Below are 16,714 nucleotides of genomic sequence, written 5' to 3' on the forward strand. Positions count from 1 at the left end.
ATCTCCACCGTGGACACGTCGAACGCGGGCGTGGTGATGGACGCGAGCCGGTCGTCCGGTCTCAGCCGCATCAGCTCGCCCATCGCGCGCAGCAACGCGGCCAGCCCGCCCTGGGTGCACCGAACGCCCTTCGGCTTGCCGGTCGACCCGGAAGTGTGGATGACGTAGGCCAGCATCCCGGGGTGCTGCTGGACAGCGGGCGGTGTGTCGGGTTGGGCGGCGAGATCGGTGGTGTCCAGGTCGACCTCGACCCACGGCCCGGTCAACTGCCCCGTCACCGCGCGGGCCGCGCCGTCCGTGACGAGCACCGGCACGTCCGAGCCCGCCGCCATGGCGGTGAGCCGGGCCGGTGGCCACGACGGGTCCAGCGGCAGGTAGCCCGCGCCCGCCCGCCACGCGGCGAGGAGGCCGACGACCATCGGCGCACCCCGGTCCAGGCACAACGCCACCGGCTGGTCCGGCCGCACGCCCGCGGCCACCAGCACGTGCGCCAGGCGGTTCGCCGCGCGGTCCAGCTCGCCGCACGTCAACGCGCCCTCGATCGCGACCGCGTCCGGGTGCTCGGCCAGCGCGGCGAACACCAGGTCGGCGGCCGTCTCCGCGGGCACCTCGACGGCGGGCTCCTGCGGCGCGTCGTCACCGAGCGCGAGCTCGGCGACCCGGTCGGCGCGGGAGGCGTGCACGGCGGCGGCGAACACCCCGTGCAGCGCGGCGATCGTCTCCGGCGTGAACAGCTCGGCGTCGTACTGCCAGCGGGCGAACCACCGCTCACCCGCCCGTTCGACGGTCAGCGACAGGTCGAACTTCGCGCCGCCGTTGGCCACGGCCTCAGGCCTGAACGTGACCGGACCGGCTTCGCGTGCGGGCGGCACGGGTTCGACCGCGAACATCACCTGCACCAGCGGCGCGTGCGCGAGCGTCCGCTGGGGCGCGGCGATGTCCACCAGCCGTTCGAACGGCAGGTCCTGGTGGGCGAGCGCGGCCACGGTCGCCTCCTCGGCCGCCGCGACCACCTCGCCGAGCGTCGTCTCCGGGGTGAACCTCGCCCGCAGCGGCAGCGTGTTGGCCACGAAGCCGACCAGGCCCTCGGTCTCCGGCCTGGTGCGGGCCGCGACCGGCGTCGCCACCAGGAAGTCCGCCTGCCCGGTCACCCGGTGCAGCACGCACTGGAACACCGCCAGCAGCCGGGCGAACGACCCGTCCGGCACGTCCAGCCCGGCCCGCAGCTCCGCGCCGCGCCCGGTGGGCGTCGCCGGTCGGGCCCGGTCGGTAGGCAACGACAGCACGGTCGGCACGCCGTGCAACGCCTCGCGCCAGAACTCCTCGTCGGCCTCGAACCCGCCGCCGTCGGCCTGTTCCCGTTGCCACACGGCGTAATCCGGGTACTGGACGGGCAGGTCGGGCAGGCCGTGCGGCGCACCGGAGACCTCGGCCGCGTAGAGCCGGGCCAGCTCGTCGAACAGCACCGCGCACGACCAGCCGTCCGCGATCGCGTGGTGCAGCACCAGGACCAGCACGTGCTCGTCCGGCGCGACCTCCACCAGACCCGCGCGCAGCAACGGCCCGCCGTGCAACGCGAACGGTCGGCCGACCTCCTCGCGCACCACCGCGTCCACGTCACCGGTCAGCCGCGTCACCGGCACGGTCCACGACGCCGACACCACCTGCACCGGCACGCCGTCCTCGGCCGCGAACCACGTCCGCAACGCCTCGTGCCGGGCGACCAGCGCGTTCAGCGCCGCACCCAACGCTGCGACGTCCAGCGGACCGTCGATCCCCACCCGCCAGCCGATGTTGTACACCGGGCTGTCGGGCAGCAACTGGTCGACCAACCACAACCTGCGCTGTCCCGACGACGCCGGGAACCGGAACACCTCGTCCTGTCCTGTCACCGCGCTCACCGCGGTCCCTCTCCCCTCGGCCCGACACCCTCCGGCCACCCCCGCCGGTCGACCGCCACCACCCGGAACTCCGCCGTGTGCCGGGCGCCCGAGGCGTCGGTCAACCACAGCTGGTCCGGGCCGGGCAGCATCTCGCCCACGGCCAGCGGGACCTCCGGCTTCTCCCGGTCCAGCGCACGCACCGCGTGCGCGAACAGCTCGACCGACGGCTGGCTCTCCAGATCCACGTAGAACGGTTTGTGCTCCACCGGGCTCTTCACGAACACGAACCTCGGCATGCCGTACTCGCGTCGCCACGCCTGTGCCCGCAGGAAGCGGGTCGCCTCGTCCGGGGCGAACGCGAACGCCGACCGCGCGGCGGGTAATCGCCAGCCCTCCCGGGCGACCACCAGCCGGTCCAGGCTGACCCGGGGCGTGTGCTCGCCCGCGGGCAGCAGCCGGAAGTGCTGCACCAACTGCGCCATGACCTGCTCGTTCAGCAGCTCGACCAGGTCCACGTCCACCCGGCCGTCACGGCTGCGCGCCACCAGCCGCCCGCCGCTCTCGGTCACCTCGCACGCGCCGACCGGCACCGCGTCGCGCAGCCCCGGCCCGCACGCGTCGTGCCCGGACACGATCTTCAGGTCGTCCGGCGAGACCAGCGCGTCGGCGAGCCGTTGCGGCGTGCCGCCCTCCTCGCGGGTGGTGGCCAGCACGACCCGCGGTCCCGCCATGTCGTGCCGCATCGCCGCCCGCAGCTGGGCCGGGTCGGGGTGCTGCGACACGAACAACGCCGACCGCATGGTGTTCACGCCGGGGTGCACCTCGCCCAGCACCCACCGGTAGTCGCCCGCCCGGATCGCGTCCACGTCGCGTGCCGCGATGAGCACGTCCGGGCTGTGCTGGATCGCGCCGCGCCAACCCGGGCGCGGCGCGGCGAACGCCTTGAGCACGGCGGCACGCACGTCGTCCACCCGGTAGTGGGCCTCGCGTCCGTCCGGCGCGTGCCCGAGGGCCTTGGCCCAGCGGTCCTGCAAGGTCCGCACGAGCCTGCCGATCAGCCGTTCGTCGAGGCGGAAGATCGTGTCGTTGGCCCACAGCCAGAAGTCGGCCAGCCGCACCCGGTCCGAGCCGGTGGCCGCGACCCGTTCCCGGTACACCTCGCGCAACGCCCGCCCGTACAGCGCCGAACCGGCGGAGGTGAACCACCGCGCGGCTTCCAGCACCAGCGACAACGGCGTCCACAGCGTGCCCAGCAGCGCGGGGGAGAGGGTGACGTCGAGGTCGCGGCGGCACTCCTCGTGCACCACCGTGCGACCGGCGTAGAACAGGCCGGGCCGCCGCACGGCCGCCGTGCCGGTGATGGCGGTGAACTTCTCGTGCAGCTCGCCGATGGCGTGCACCAGCCGGTCCGGATCGCCCACGGCGGCGGCGACCGCGTCCCGTCCCCGCTCGATTTCCTGGAGCGCGCGTTCCGCTCCGGCGCGGACTTCGGGGTCGCCGATGGCCGTGATCTGCTCGCGCAGCGCCTTTTCCGGCACCAACGCCTCCGGCGGCACCTCCAACGTCCAGGCGATGCGCTTGGCCTGCCGCAGCCGTTCGAGGGTGTCGAGCACGTCTTCGACCGGCAGGCCGAGGTCTTGCGCGATCGCGGGCGCGCGGCGCAGCCCGTCACAGGCGGCGAGCACGGCCGCGTCCGTCGTCGGCAGCCGCACGGGATCGGTCATCGGGACGTGCAGGGTGGCGCCCACGACGTCCACGAACGGCATCCGCCTGGGCACCGCCCACGGCCGCACGGCGTCCGTGGTCAACGCCTCGGCCAGCTGCTGGACGGCCCAGTTCTCCAGGTAGGTGGTGCGCGCGGCGAGCAGGTCCCGCCCGGGTCTCGCGGTGATCGGGGCGGGCGCGTCGTCCACGACCCTGGCCCAGCCGACCGGCCCGAAGAACCCGATGGTGTCGTTCTTGGCGCAGTAGCGCTGGAGGTAGCTGACGACCGTGTGCTCCCAGCGGCGGTAGTCGACGTTGCGGGAGGCGGGCCGTTCGCCGGACAGCGCCTGGTGCAACGCGTCCACCGCGGTCTGGAGGGCGCGCGGGTTCTGCCACGCCACCGCCTCGCGGAACTTCGCGTCCCCGCTGACGGCCCGCAACACGCCGGCGACGGCCTCGCGACCGGCCTGGAACCGGTTCTCGTACTCGGCGAGCGCCACCGCCAGCCGCCCTGCCGCCTCCTCTGCCGCCACCAACGCCACGCCGACCTCTTCGCCGCCGACCGCCGCGCGTGCCTCGGCGAACCGTCCCTTGCGCACCAGCCGCCCGATCCTCCGCAACACCGACCGCCGCTCACCCCGCGCCCGGTCCTCGGCCTCCCGCAGCACCCGGAACGCCGCCCACCTCGCCTCGCTCACCGCGTCCTCGGCCGCCAGCACGGCCTCCGCCGCACGTGCCGCGTCCGGGCTGGCCACGGCCAGCAGCGGCTCGACGCCGAACCCCGTCCCGCGCAGCTCGACCCACCGCCACGCCGCCCAGTGACCGCCACCGGGCAGCACCAGGTGATCCGCCACCGGCCGGGCCGACGTGCGCTGCGCGGGCACCAGGTACGCCGACCGGTCCCGCCGCGTGATCGGCACCCGAATCGCCGACCCCGCCGCCGCGTCCACCACCGCCGCGCACCGCGCCAGCGTCCGGGCCCGGTGCAGGTCGGCGACCGGCACCTCGACCCCGAACTCCTCCCGCACCCGGAACGCCAGCCGCACCGCGAGCAGGGAGTTGCCGCCCACCGCGAAGAAGTCGTCCTCGGCGAACACCTCCGGCGCGTCCAGCAGGTGCCGCCACAGCGCCGCCAACCGCCGTTGCGTGGCGGTCGACGGCGGGGTCCGGTCCGTGCCCCGCGCGCCCGGGGCACGGACCGACCGCAGCGCCGCCCGGTCCACCTTGCCGCTGCGGTTCAGCGGCAGCTCCGGCAGCGGCACGTACCGCGCCGGGCAGAGGTAGGCGGGCAGCCGTTCCGCGACGTGCGCACGCACGTCCTCGACGTCAAAAGCACCACTCGGCACGACGTACGCGACGAGGTGCCTGGCGTCGTCCTCGCCGAACGGCAGCACGGCCGCCGCGCCGACCGACGGGTGTTCCCGCAGCACGGCCTCGACCTCGGCCGGCTCCACCAGGAACCCGCGCACCTTCACCTGCCGGTCCGCGCGCCCCAGGAACTCCAGCACGCCGTCCGGCCGCCACCGGGCCAGGTCTCCGGTCCGGTACAACCGCCCACCGGGCACACGCCCGAACGGGTCCGGCACGAACTTCGACGCGGTCAGCCCCGGCGCGTCCCAATACCCGCGCGCCAGCCCGTCGCCACCGGTGTACAGCTCGCCGGGCACACCCACCGGCACCGGCCGCATCTCCTCGTCCAGCACGTACACCGTGGTCCGCTGGACGGGCTTGCCGATCGGCACGGTCGTGCCCACGTCCCCGGCCGAACGCACGACGTGACACGTGGTGAACGTCGTGTTCTCCGTCGGCCCGTACCCGTTGACCACGGGTTTCCCGCCGCGTGCCGCCAGCGCCGCGCGTACCGCGTCCGGCGCCAGCACGTCACCACCGGCCAGCACGTGCTCCACGTCGGCCAGCAGCGCCGGGTCGAGCTGGTGGAACAACCCGGCGGTCAGCCACAGCACGCTCACCCGGTGCGTGCGCAGCAGGTCGGCCAGCACCACCGGGTCGGGTGGTCCGGACGGCGCGGCCACCACCCGGCCGCCGGTCAGCAGCGCGCCCCACACCTCCAGCGTGGTCAGGTCGAACGCGGTCGCGGACAGGTGCAGGAACGTCTGCCCTGGTCCGAACCGTGCGAAGGTGGGCCGCGTGACCAGCCGGACCACACCCCGGTGCGGTACGGCCACACCTTTGGGTCTGCCCGTTGACCCGGACGTGTAGTTGACGTACGCCACGCTTAATGGATGCGTGGGCACGGCCGGAGATACCGGTGACTGCTCCGAAAGGTTCAACCCGGACCACACAACGGACGACACACCGTCCGGCAGCGCGCGCGGCCGATCGGACACCACCAGAGGTGTGCCGGACTCGCGCAACGCCACCGCGTCCCGTGCCGCCGGGTTCGCCGGGTCGAGCGGCAGGTACGCCGCACCGGCCTTCAGCACGGCCAGCATCGCGGTCACGAGGTCCGCGCCGCGCGGTAGCGACAGCGCCACCGGCCGGTCGACCCGGGCGCCCTTCGCGAGCAGCACGTGCGCCAACCGACTCGACCGCTCGTCCAACTCGGCGTACGAGAGCCACCGCTCGCCGTCGAACACCGCGTCCGCGTCCGGCCGCAGCCGCACCTGTTCGGCGAACACCTCCGGCACGGTCGCGTCCGCCGGATGATCGATCGCGGTGTCGTTCCACTCCCGCAGCACCCGTGCGCGGTCACGCGGCCCGGACAGCTCGCGCACGGGCTGTTCCGGCGCTTCGGCCATGCCCGCCAACAGGTCGCGGACCTGCGTCAACACGGCGTCCGGCGCCCACGCGGGGAAGCGGCCGGTGTCGTGGATGAGCCGGAAGCTCAGGCGCGGCTCGGCGAACGCGTACAGCGTGAGGGCGTAACCGGGGGTGCGCAGGATGCGGACCTGCCTGCCCGGTGGCGCGGACGGTCGCGCGGCCAGCACCGTACCGAGCTCGCGGTGCTCGAACAGCACCAGGCTGCGCATCGGCGACGCGTCGTGCCCGGCGGCGCGCTGGATCACCGGCAGCGGGCACAACTGGTGGTCGCGCGCCCGCAAGGACCGTTCCCGCACCGACCGCAGCCAGTCGGCCACCGAGGCGTCCCGGTCCACCGGCAACCGCAGCGGCACGGTCGCCAGCAACAGGCCCAGCACGTCCTGCGCGCCCTCGACGGTGCCGTGCCGTGCGGCCCGCGTCACGCCGAAGATCGCCTCGTCGGCGTGCGCGTGGGCGGTCAGCACCAGGCCCCAGGCGGCCAGCACGACCGTGTTCACCGTGACGCCCACCCGGGCGGCCAACGCCCGCACGGCTTGCGTCTCGGCATCGGACAGGTCAAGCGCGGCCGTGGCCATGAGCGGTGTGTCCGGTCCGGCGTGTTCCAGCGGCAGGGGACCGGGCTCGGCCGACCCCGCCAGCTCCGCCGCCCAGAACCGTTCGTCGGCTTGCCGTTCGGGGTGGTCGGGCGCGACCCGTGCGTCGTACCAGCGGGCGTAGTCGGCGAAGTCGGGGCGCGGCGCGAACTCCAGCGAGCCGCCGGTGAGCCGGGCCGCGTAGTCGTCGTCGACCTCGGCCAGCAGCATCGCCAGCGACCGGCCGTCGAGGATCGCGTGGTGGAACGTCGCCACCACGACGTCACCGGGCAGTGCGACGACCCGCAGCGGCGGTCCGGCCACCGGGTCGACCCCGGCCTTGCGGTCGGCGGCCAGGAACGCGTCCAGGTCGGTCACCGAGTCGTCCACCAGGAGCGGGACGTCGTCGGGCCGTCCCGGCCACTGCTCCAGGCCGCCGTCCGCGCGCCAGGCGAACCGGGACCGCAGCACCGGGTGCCGTTCGACGGCGGACCGCCACGCCGCCAGGTACGCGGCGGTGTCCAGGCCGTGCGGCCAGTGCTGCACGCACTGGATGACGTCCGTCCCGGCCGACGGGTCCCGCAACCCGGCCGCGATCATTCCGCTCTGCAACGGCAGGGCGGGCGCGAGTCGTGACACCGAATCCGTGTGCACCAAAGCCTCCCCGACGAATGTGTTTTCTGCGCGCAGGACCGGACCGACCGCCGGGAAATTCCCGGCGGCCATTTTCCGGACAGCGTGGAACGCCTTTTGGCGGGAGCGCGCGTAATGCGCGAGGTGTGCTCGGGTGGAGCGTCAGTCGCGCTGCGCGGCGACGTGCTCGCGGACGCTGCGGGGTCGCATTTCCGTCCACACCCGGTCAATGTGGGTCAGGCAGTCTTCCCTGGTGCCACGGGTGCCCTCGGCCCGCCATCCCGGCGGTAGGTCCCGGTCGGCGAACCAGACCGAGTACTGCTCTTCGTCGTTCACCACGACGAGGAATTGCCGGTGATTCGCGTTCTCGTCAGTCATGCATCGATCTCCTGCCCTGGGCGGATGCGGGCGGGTCTCTGGTTCGCGTCACGTTACGCCGCGCGTCTCGGAATGTGGAATCCTCTGAACGGTCGAACCGTTCATTGGTCCGGTGTGGCGAGAACTATTCAGGCTTCCTATGGAACGTCGCGCGGCGTGTTCGACCGGTCACCCGGCGGTTTCCCCGGTCGGTTCGCGAACAATTTCCGGCAGGCGTGGAATCGCGACACTTGTTATCGCTAACAGACTGAAGGGATGCGACCGAATGGCCTAGCCGGTCGAATCCCTTCGACGCCAAGAGCTCGCGGGGAAGCCGAGGGCGCTTGGCTATTGAACCATCGCGGATCGTGCTGTTAGCGTTAACAGGCGTACTGGCGAGTGGCCGGTGATCCTGTCCACCCGCAGCCGCGGCCCGCCGCCCCGCGGCACCCCTGTCCACTTCGGCACCACCTCACCACACCCTCCGGCGAATGAGACTCCCCCGAGGCGGGTGCCTCCTGCCCGCCCCGGGGCTCCCTGTGAAAGGCAACGGCTGATGCTGCAACGACGCACACTGCTGGCCGGAGGCCTCGCCTCACTGGCGCTGGCCCGGACCGGGATCGCCGCGGCGGCGCCCGGTGACTCCGCCTACGTGATGGGCTACTTCACCGAGTCGCCGAACCGCCTCGCCGACCGCTACTCGCTGCACCTGGCGGTGAGCACCGATGGTCTGACCTGGGTTCCGCTCAACCAGGGCAACCCCGTCGCCACCCCGACCGCGGGCACCGGCGGCCTGCGTGACCCGTTCATCATGCGCAAGCAGAACGGCGGGTTCATCGTGCTGGCCACCGACCTGACCGGTACGGACTTCACCCGGCAGAACCAGTACATCCACGCCTGGGACTCGGCCGACCTGAGGTCGTTCACCGGCTACCGGCGGCTGAAGATGCACTCGATGCCGACGCACACGTGGGCGCCGGAGGCGTTCTGGGACGCCTCGCGCGGCCAGTACGGGATCCTGTACTCGGCCAACAGCGGCGGCCGTGACGCGTTCTACGTCAACTACACCACCGACTTCGTCACGGTCGGCGCGCCGCAGCTGTTCTTCGACCCCGGCTTCAACGTGCTGGACGCCACGATGCACGTAGGCAACGGCACGAACTACCTGTACTACAAGAGCTTCGCCGACGGACGCCTCTACGGCGCGCGCTCCAGCACGCTCGACCCGCGCAGCTTCGACCGCGGCACCTACACCACGGGTGTGGTCAGCGGCGGCATCGAGGCGCCGATCGTGGTCAAAGCGCACAACCGCAACGAGTGGTGGCTGTGGGGCGACTCATTCTCCCCGGTCAACGGCGAGCTGTACGCGTGGCGCAGCGGCGACATCAACACCAACTCCTGGACCCCGCTCAACAAGGCGCAGTACACCCAGCCGCTCAACGCCAAGCACCCCACCATCTGCGGCATCACCGCCACCGAGCACGCCAACCTGCTCTCGCGGTGGGGCGCACCGAGCTGGAACCGGATCAAGTCCTACAACTTCCCCGACCACCTGATCCGGCACGCCGACAACGTCGGTCGCATCGACCCCTACCCGTTCGACCCGTACCAGGACTCGCAGTGGCGCCTGGTCCCCGGCCTCGCGTCCTCGGCCGGCGTCTCGTTCCGCTCGGTCAACTACCCCGACCGCTACCTGCGCCACGTGAACTACGCGCTCACCCTGGCGGTGAACGACGGCAGCTCCACCTTCGCCGCCGACGCCACCTTCCACCGCGTCCCCGGTCTGGCGGACTCGGCGTGGACGTCGTTCCGCTCGCACAACTTCCCCGACCGCCACCTCCGTCACGCCGGCTACGTCCTGCGCATCGACCCGATCAGCACGGCGACGGACCGCGCGGACGCCACGTTCCAGGTCGGTCACTGACCCGTCGGTCAGGGCCGATCAGGCTGTGGGCGCGGCACCTCGGCGGCGTGCCGCGCCCACAGAGCCCTTCACCCCGGCAGCTGGGCCAGGGTGCGGGCGATGTTCTGCTCCACGATCTCGACCATCCCGGCGCGGTGGGGGAAGTCGCCGTCCAGCAGGCGCAGCGGTCCGGCCACCAGCGAGAGGTTAGGTGGCCAGGCGGTAGAGCGCCAGCCGGGCCGGGTCGAGGGTGGGGTCGGCGAAGTGGCGGTGGTAAGTCCTCGACGGATGACCTGATCCTGCTGTCGCAGAATCCGCGACGCCATGCGGCGCGTTCCGCGCGAACCACGCTGAGCCGGGTCACGGCAGGATCGAGTCGACGTAGCCGCCGTCCACGCGGACCGCCGCGCCGGTGGTCGCCGAGGCTTGCGGTGAGGCCAGGTACACCACCAGGTTGCCGATCTCCTCCGGCTCGATCAGCCTGCCCAGCAGGGACTGCGGGCGGTGTGCGCGCATGAATTCCCGCTGGGCCTCCTCCCACGGCAGGGCGCGGTCGACCAGTTGGTAGACGAAGTCCTCCACGCCGCCGGTGTGCGTCGGCCCCGCGATCACGCAGTTCACCGTGACCCCGCTGCCCGCCGCCTCCTTGGCGAACCCGCGCGACACGCCGAGCAGCGCCGTCTTCGACACGCCGTAGTGGATCATCTCGGCCGGGATCACCACGGCCGAGTCGCTGGCGATGTACTGCACCCGGCCCCACCCGCGCCCGCGCATCCCGGGCAGGTAGGCGCGGGTCAGCCGAACGGCCGCCAGCACGTTCACCTCGAAGTACCGCCGCCACTCGTCGTCGGTGATCTCCAGCGCGGGCCGCGCGCCGAAGACACCGACGTTGTTCACCAGCACGTCCACCTCGGGCAACGCCGAGACCAGCGCCGCCGCACCCTCCGCCGTCGACACGTCCGCCGCCACGCCGAGCACGTCCGCCCCCGGCACGACCTCCCGCAGCCGGGCCACCGCCTCGTCCACCACGTCGGACCGGCGTCCGTTCACCGCCGTCCGCGCACCGGCCCGCGCCAACGACACCGCGATCGCCTCGCCGATGCCCTGCGTGGACCCGGTGACCAGCGCCGTCTTCCCGTTCAGATCCAGGTGCATGCCGACCATGCTGGCCCAAACGGCGCAATGCCGCCGGTCACGAGTACAGCGCGCCCAGGAACTCCACCAGCAGCCGTTCCCGCAACGCCGGGCTCGCCGCCGCGAGCAGGGCGTTCACCGTGGCCATCCGCTCGGGCAGCACGCCGTCACCGCCGCCCATCCCGGCCGCCGCGAGCAGCCCGGCGAACTCCTCGGGGGTCAGCGAGCCCGGGTCCAGCCCGCCGATGAACGCCACGACCTCGGGCGCCACCCGCACCGGTCCGGCCTCGATCGCCGCCTCCACCGACGCACGCAAGTCGGCGAGCAGTTCTTCCTCGTGCCCGGAGTTCGCCGCCGTCACGGTCAGGTGCAGGTTGGCGGGGGAGGAGCGGTAGGCGAACTGCGGCTGGACGTACCAGTCCCGCGCCTTCATCTCGTCGGCCACGGTGAACACGTCGAAGTCGTCCCGGTCGGCCGCGACCGCCAGCAACGTCGCCGACGGCGTGCCCAGCACCCGCAACCCGTCGATCTTCGCGATGCCCTCGCGCAACACCCGCGTGCTCTCCAACGCCTGACGTGCCAGCGAGCGGTACCCGTCGTCACCGATGTGCCGCAGCACCGCCCACGCGGCAGCCAAGGGTCCACCTGATCGGGTGGACTGGGTGGTCGAGTTCAGCATCGTGTAACCGGGCCACGCGGCCGACGCGAAGTACTGCGCCCGGCGCAGGTCGGCCGACGCGTGCAGAAGCACGGACGTCCCCTTGGGGCAGTACGCGTACTTGTGCAGGTCCACCGAGATGCTGGTGACCCCCGGCACCGAGAAGTCGAACGGCGGCACGTCCGCCGCGTGCGGCAGCACCCACCCACCGATGCACGCGTCCACGTGGCACCGCGCGCCGCGCGCCAGAGCCGCCGCCGCGATCTCGCTGACCGGGTCGACCACCCCGTGCGCGTACGACGGCGCACTGGCCACCACCAGCACGGTGGAGTCGTCGATCGCCGCTGCCATCGCCGCCGGGTCGGCCCGGAACGTCTCCGGGTCGACCGGCACCGCGACCACCCGCACGCCGAAGTAGTGCGCGGCCTTGTGGAACGCCGCGTGCGCGGTCTCCGGCAGCACCACCGACGGCCGCGCCACCTCCGGCCGCGCGTCCCGGGCCGCGACCACCGTCAGCAGGCACGACTCGGTGCCACCGGACGTGACCGTGCCGACCGTCGCGGCACCGCCGCCCAGCAGCCGGGCGGCGGTCCGCACCACGTCGTTCTCCAGCCGCAGCAGGCTCGGGAACGCGGTCGGGTCGAGCCCGTTCACCGACGACGCCAACGCGTGGGCGGACGCCGCCAGCTCGTCCAGGCCCGGCAGCGCGCTGTCGTACACGTACGCGAGCGTGCGCCCGCCGTGGGTGGGCAGGTCACCGGCCCGCAACGCACGCAGCTCGGCCAGGACGTCCTCGGTCACGCGGTCTCCTCACGCAGCAGGGGCAAAGCCGCCACCGCCAGCACGGCCGGGATGACGGTGAAACCGAGCAGCGCGGCCGTCACCGCGCCGGAGGACTGCACCACGGAGCCGTCGGTGCTCGCGACGTACCCGCCCACGGCCAGGACCAGCCCGTACACGCCGGGACCGAGCGCCAGCCCCAACGTCTCACCGGCCGTCCACACCCCGGAGAACAGCCCCGCCCGCGTCGCGCCGGACCGCCGTTCCTCCGCGGTGATCACGTCCGGCAGCATGGCCAGCGGGAACACCTGCATGCCCGCGTAGCCCACGCCGATCACGGCCATCAGCACGAGCACCAGCGGCACCGGCAGCACCCGTGCCGCGGTCAGCCCGGTCACCGCGACCGCGAACAGCACCGATGCCGCGACCAGCCCGACCCGCTTGCCGTGCCGCCGCCCGACGCGTTGCCACAGCGGCATGACCAGCAGCGCCGGTCCGACGAACCCGGCGAACAACGCCGCCTGCAACCCCGGCTCGCCGAGCACCAGACGGGCGAAGTAGTCGACACCGGCGAGCATCGTGCCGAGCCCGACGGCCTGCACCACGAACACGGCCAGCAGCAGCCGGAACGGCCGCGACCCGCGCACCGCCGCCACCAACTCGCCCAGCCCGGCACCCGCCGACACCCGCCGTGACGCGGGCACACCCCGCGTGCCCGCGTAGGTGACCACCGCACCGACCACCATCAGCAACGCGACCGCGACACCCATCGCGCGATACCCGACCGCGTCACGCACCGCCGGCGCACCGGCACCGCTGACCAGGATCGCCGACGCCAGGAACGCCATCCGCCACGCCATCAGCCGGGTGCGCTCGTCGTAGTCCTCGGTGATCTCCGCGGCCATCGCCACGTACGGCACCTGGAAGAACGCGTACGCCGTCGCACACGCCAGGAACACCACCGCCACGTACACCACGGCGCCCGTCCCGGTGAACGGCCCGGCGAACAGCAGTGCGAACAACACCGCCGTCGCGACACCGCCCCGCAGCAGGAACGGCCGCCGCGCCCCGACCCGGTCGCTGAGCCGTCCGGCGACGGGGTTGAACAGCACGTCCCACGCCTTCGGCACGAGCACCAGCAGTCCGGCGACGGCGGCGGGCACGGCCAGGCTGTCGGTCAGGTACGGCAACAGCAGCAGCCCCGGCACGGTGCCGAACGCGCCGGTGACGAACGACCCGGTCGCGTATCCCGCCCTGGTGCCGCGAGTGATCAGCCGCATAGGCGGAAGAGTTTCGCATTCGACCCCGGACCTGCGCGAGGGCCACTTCGGGAGTCGGTACCCGTTGCTTGAACGCAACGATAGCTTCAGTGCAGACCAAAAGAAGCGTTCCGGGGCCGGACGACCAACCGCCCGGCCCCGGAAGCAACTAGCTCGCGGGCACGGTGTCCACGTGGTCCACGCCCGACGAGCGGTAGCCCGTCACGCGGGACTGGACCTGGGCCGGGCTGAGCACCTGGTCCTTGGCGAAGTACACGTAGTCGACGTGCTGCTGGTAGGCGCGGTCACCGGGGGCGCCCACCAGGCCGCCCGAGATGAACCACAGGTTGAAGTTGATCGACATGGGCGTCTCCGGGTAGTACTTGTCGCCGTGGTCGGCCACCTGCGCGCCGTCCACGAAGTACTTCACCCGGCCACCGGACACCTGGATCACCAGGTCGTGCCACCCTGCGTAGCTCTGCCGCTGGGCGGTGTGGATGTTGTCGGCGAGCCACGGCTCGTTGCGGTAGGTCTCCCAGGTCGTCTCGTACAGGATGTTCGCGGGTTCACCCCAGCCGCCGTTGGGCAGGTACTCGAAGTCGATCTCGCCGTAGTTCGGGTCGAGGTCGCTGTTCAGCGGCGTGATGGTGAAGAACGTCTGCACCACGTGGTCGCCGTCGGGGCCGTAGACCGGCGCGTCGGAGAACTTCACCCGGGCCGCGTACGTGCCCTCGAAGAACTTCCGCTGGTGGAACAGCTCGGTCTGGCGCGCCGAAGACCCGTTGTTGGACGACTCCAGCCGCATCGACTTCTGGCCGTCCACGGTCGGGAACGTCACCTGCGCCGGGTCCCACACCGCACCCGGCACGCCCGGACCGCCGCCGCCCGAGCGGACCGTCCAGCCGCGCTGCGAGATCCGCGAGTCGGCCGAACTCGTGTAGTTGAAGTCGTCGAACAACGCCGGGCCGTTCGGGTTCGGCGGGGTCGAGGACGTGGTGGTCGTGGTGGGACCGGTGCCGCCGGGCCCGGTGCCCCACAGCAGGATGGCGCCGCGGTGCACGGTCACCCGCGACCACGCCGAGTAGGTGCTCGCCGCGCGGAACGAGTAGTCGTCGGACTGGGTGATCGGCCCCCAGTTCGACCGGTAGAACCGCAGTTGCAGGTCACCTGTGTCGGCGCCGGGGCCGAGCGAGCCCGCGCCCGCGGTGAACCCGACCTCCAGGTACCGGTCGGCGGTGCCGCCGGTCAGCGTGCCGAACGTGCCGGTGACGTTGCCGCAACCGCGCACCGCCCACGAGCACGCGAAGCGGTAGCCGACGTCCGGCGTCTCGCTCTTGAAGTAGTAGCGGAGTTTCACCTCGCTCAGCGGCACGGTCGTGCCGCCGGTGTTGACCAGCTTGAACCACGGTTCGACCTGGTCGGTCGTGGCACCGGCGGCGCTGGTCCGGTACTGGGCGGTGACCGAGTCGGCGGCCAGCGCCATCGGTGCGGCCACCAGCGCGGCGACGGACACCGCGGCGGCGCCGATCGCGGCGATCATGCGTGCGTGCACTTCGGTTTCTCCTCAAGTCAGCAGGGTGGGACAGGGGAGCGGGCGTCGTCCTCCTTCCTGGGCAGGGGTACGGACAGCGCGCTCAGGCGGCCGTTGTGCGCGCGCATCCGTTCGGTGAAGTCGGTCCAGGAGGGGCGTTGCGCCCAGAGCGTGTCGGCCAACGCCGCGAGCCGCGGGTACGCCAGCCGTTCCAGGTGGTGCGCGGTCGGCACGTACTCCGTCCACAGCGCGCACTGGGCGCCGAGCACCCCGTCGGGCAACGGCAGGTGGTAGACGTCCCGCGAGGTCACGACCAGGCCGGGTTGACCGGCGGGTTCATCGGGGTCGGCGGACTGCGGGTAATCCAGGTAGGTGGACCGGTGCGGTGTCATCACCACGTCGTGCCCGAGGTCCATCGCGGTCCGCGCGTCGGCCGCGTCACGCCACGGCATCACCACCGCGCGCGGGTCGCCGATCGGTTCCCACGACACCGGCACCCGTCCGCGTTCCACCACGTGGGCGGCCATCGCCCGCAGGAACCAGCCGTGCAGCTCGTGCGGCCCGGCCAGCCCTTCGCGCCGGACGCGTCGCGCCGCGCCGGGACTGGACTCCCACTCGACGGTGGGGCACTCGTCGCCGCCGAGGTGGACGTGCGGGCCGGGGAACACCTCGACCACCTCGTCCAGCACGTCCCGGCAGAACTCCAGCACGGCGTCGTGCACGCCGAACACCGCGTCGCTGATGCCCCACCCCGTCCACACCGGCAACCGCCGGCGGGGGAAGTTGCCCAGCTCCGGGTAGGCGGCCAGGGCGGCGCGGGCGTGGCCGGGCATCTCGATCTCCGGCACGATCCGCACACCGCGTTCGTCGGCGTAGGACACCAGCGCGGTCAGCTCCGCGCGGGTGTACGAACCGCCGTGCGGCACGCCGTCGCCCATGCTCTCGGCCCGCCAGGCACCAACCGAGGTGAGCTTCGGGTGGCGGGGCACCGGCATCCGCCACCCCTGGTCGTCGGTCAGGTGCAGGTGCAGCACGTTCAGCTTGTGCACGGCCATCAGGTCGACGAACCGCCGCAGCACCGCGACCGGCTGGAAGTGCCGTGCCACGTCCAGCAGCACGCCGCGCCACGGCAGCCTCGGCGCGTCCCGCACGTCCACGCCCGGCAACGTCCAGTCCGCACCGGATACCGGCCGCGAGCCCAGCGCCTGCGGGGACAGCAGTTGCCGGATCGTCTGCACGCCGTGCGCCAGCCCGTGCCGCGTGGCGGCGCGCAACACCACCGCGTGTTCGTTCACGGTGAGCGCGTAGCCCTCGTCGCCGAGCCCGACCAGCCGGTCGTCCAGCGCGAACACCATCCGCCCGTCCTCGTGCAGCGGCAGCGGCAAGCCGGTCGCCGGGCGGAGCAGCGCGCGCAGCAGCCGGGCCGCGCCCTCGGCACCGGGCATGGCCCGGATCGCCGTGTCGCGGTCGAGTGTGAACCGGCCGTGCCGCCGGATCAGCCGCGTCGGTCGTGGCACGA

Annotated in this window: 8 protein-coding genes and 1 pseudogene; 1 reads left to right on the top strand and 8 read right to left on the bottom strand. The window is 72.7% G+C overall.

Annotated features, from left to right (window positions below; all coding sequences use genetic code 11):
• Nucleotides 1-2: 2 nt before the first annotated feature.
• The 3 genes and pseudogenes from A6A25_RS22560 to A6A25_RS22570 form a co-directional block, all read right to left on the bottom strand.
• A pseudogene (locus A6A25_RS22560) lies at nt 3-2,009 on the bottom strand (condensation domain-containing protein); the annotation flags it as partial.
• The gene (locus A6A25_RS46415; RefSeq protein WP_158073791.1) at nt 1,898-7,594 is read right to left on the bottom strand and encodes a non-ribosomal peptide synthetase; all 5,697 of its coding nucleotides are present in this window, start codon (nt 7,592-7,594) and stop codon (nt 1,898-1,900) included. The pseudogene A6A25_RS22560 and the gene A6A25_RS46415, both read right to left, overlap by 112 nt.
• Before the next feature lie 141 nt (nt 7,595-7,735).
• Nucleotides 7,736-7,951 (bottom strand): MbtH family protein, encoded by a 216-nt coding sequence (locus tag A6A25_RS22570; protein ID WP_073893005.1) that lies wholly within the window; start codon nt 7,949-7,951, stop codon nt 7,736-7,738.
• Nucleotides 7,952-8,486: 535 nt separating this feature from the next.
• Between A6A25_RS22570 and A6A25_RS22575 the strand changes: the two genes are divergently transcribed.
• Nucleotides 8,487-9,854: a glycoside hydrolase family 43 protein gene (locus tag A6A25_RS22575; RefSeq protein WP_073893007.1), complete on the top strand. Its 1,368-nt coding sequence runs from the start codon at nt 8,487-8,489 to the stop codon at nt 9,852-9,854.
• Between the two features lie 339 nt (nt 9,855-10,193).
• On the opposite strand, the gene A6A25_RS22585 is transcribed toward A6A25_RS22575, so the two are convergent.
• From A6A25_RS22585 to A6A25_RS22605, 5 genes are all read right to left on the bottom strand, one after another.
• A complete protein-coding gene (locus A6A25_RS22585; RefSeq protein WP_073893274.1) occupies nt 10,194-10,988 on the bottom strand; it encodes an SDR family NAD(P)-dependent oxidoreductase in 795 nt (264 codons plus the stop codon).
• 37 nt (nt 10,989-11,025) lie between these two features.
• Nucleotides 11,026-12,426 (bottom strand): pyridoxal phosphate-dependent decarboxylase family protein, encoded by a 1,401-nt coding sequence (locus A6A25_RS22590; protein WP_073893008.1) that lies wholly within the window; start codon nt 12,424-12,426, stop codon nt 11,026-11,028.
• Nucleotides 12,423-13,685: an MFS transporter gene (locus tag A6A25_RS22595; protein ID WP_073893010.1), complete on the bottom strand. Its 1,263-nt coding sequence runs from the start codon at nt 13,683-13,685 to the stop codon at nt 12,423-12,425. The genes A6A25_RS22590 and A6A25_RS22595 overlap by 4 nt, the downstream gene beginning before the upstream one ends.
• A 148-nt stretch (nt 13,686-13,833) precedes the next feature.
• Nucleotides 13,834-15,216, bottom strand: a complete 1,383-nt coding sequence (locus A6A25_RS22600; protein ID WP_198932811.1) for a cellulose binding domain-containing protein — start codon at nt 15,214-15,216, stop codon at nt 13,834-13,836.
• Between the two features lie 17 nt (nt 15,217-15,233).
• Nucleotides 15,234-16,712: a beta-N-acetylhexosaminidase gene (locus A6A25_RS22605; RefSeq protein ID WP_241828848.1), complete on the bottom strand. Its 1,479-nt coding sequence runs from the start codon at nt 16,710-16,712 to the stop codon at nt 15,234-15,236.
• Nucleotides 16,713-16,714 lie beyond the last annotated feature (2 nt).

The organism is Saccharothrix sp. CB00851 (assembly GCF_001905065.1).
Lineage (GTDB): Bacteria > Actinomycetota > Actinomycetes > Mycobacteriales > Pseudonocardiaceae > Actinosynnema.

Excerpts from the sequence above, each read along its gene's own strand:
- A6A25_RS22570 (WP_073893005.1), bottom strand. The coding sequence starts at position 7,951 with ATGACTGACGAGAACGCGAATCACCGGCAATTCCTCGTCGTGGTGAAC.
- A6A25_RS22575 (WP_073893007.1), top strand. The coding sequence starts at position 8,487 with ATGCTGCAACGACGCACACTGCTGGCCGGAGGCCTCGCCTCACTGGCG.
- A6A25_RS22585 (WP_073893274.1), bottom strand. The coding sequence starts at position 10,988 with ATGCACCTGGATCTGAACGGGAAGACGGCGCTGGTCACCGGGTCCACG.
- A6A25_RS22595 (WP_073893010.1), bottom strand. The coding sequence starts at position 13,685 with ATGCGGCTGATCACTCGCGGCACCAGGGCGGGATACGCGACCGGGTCG.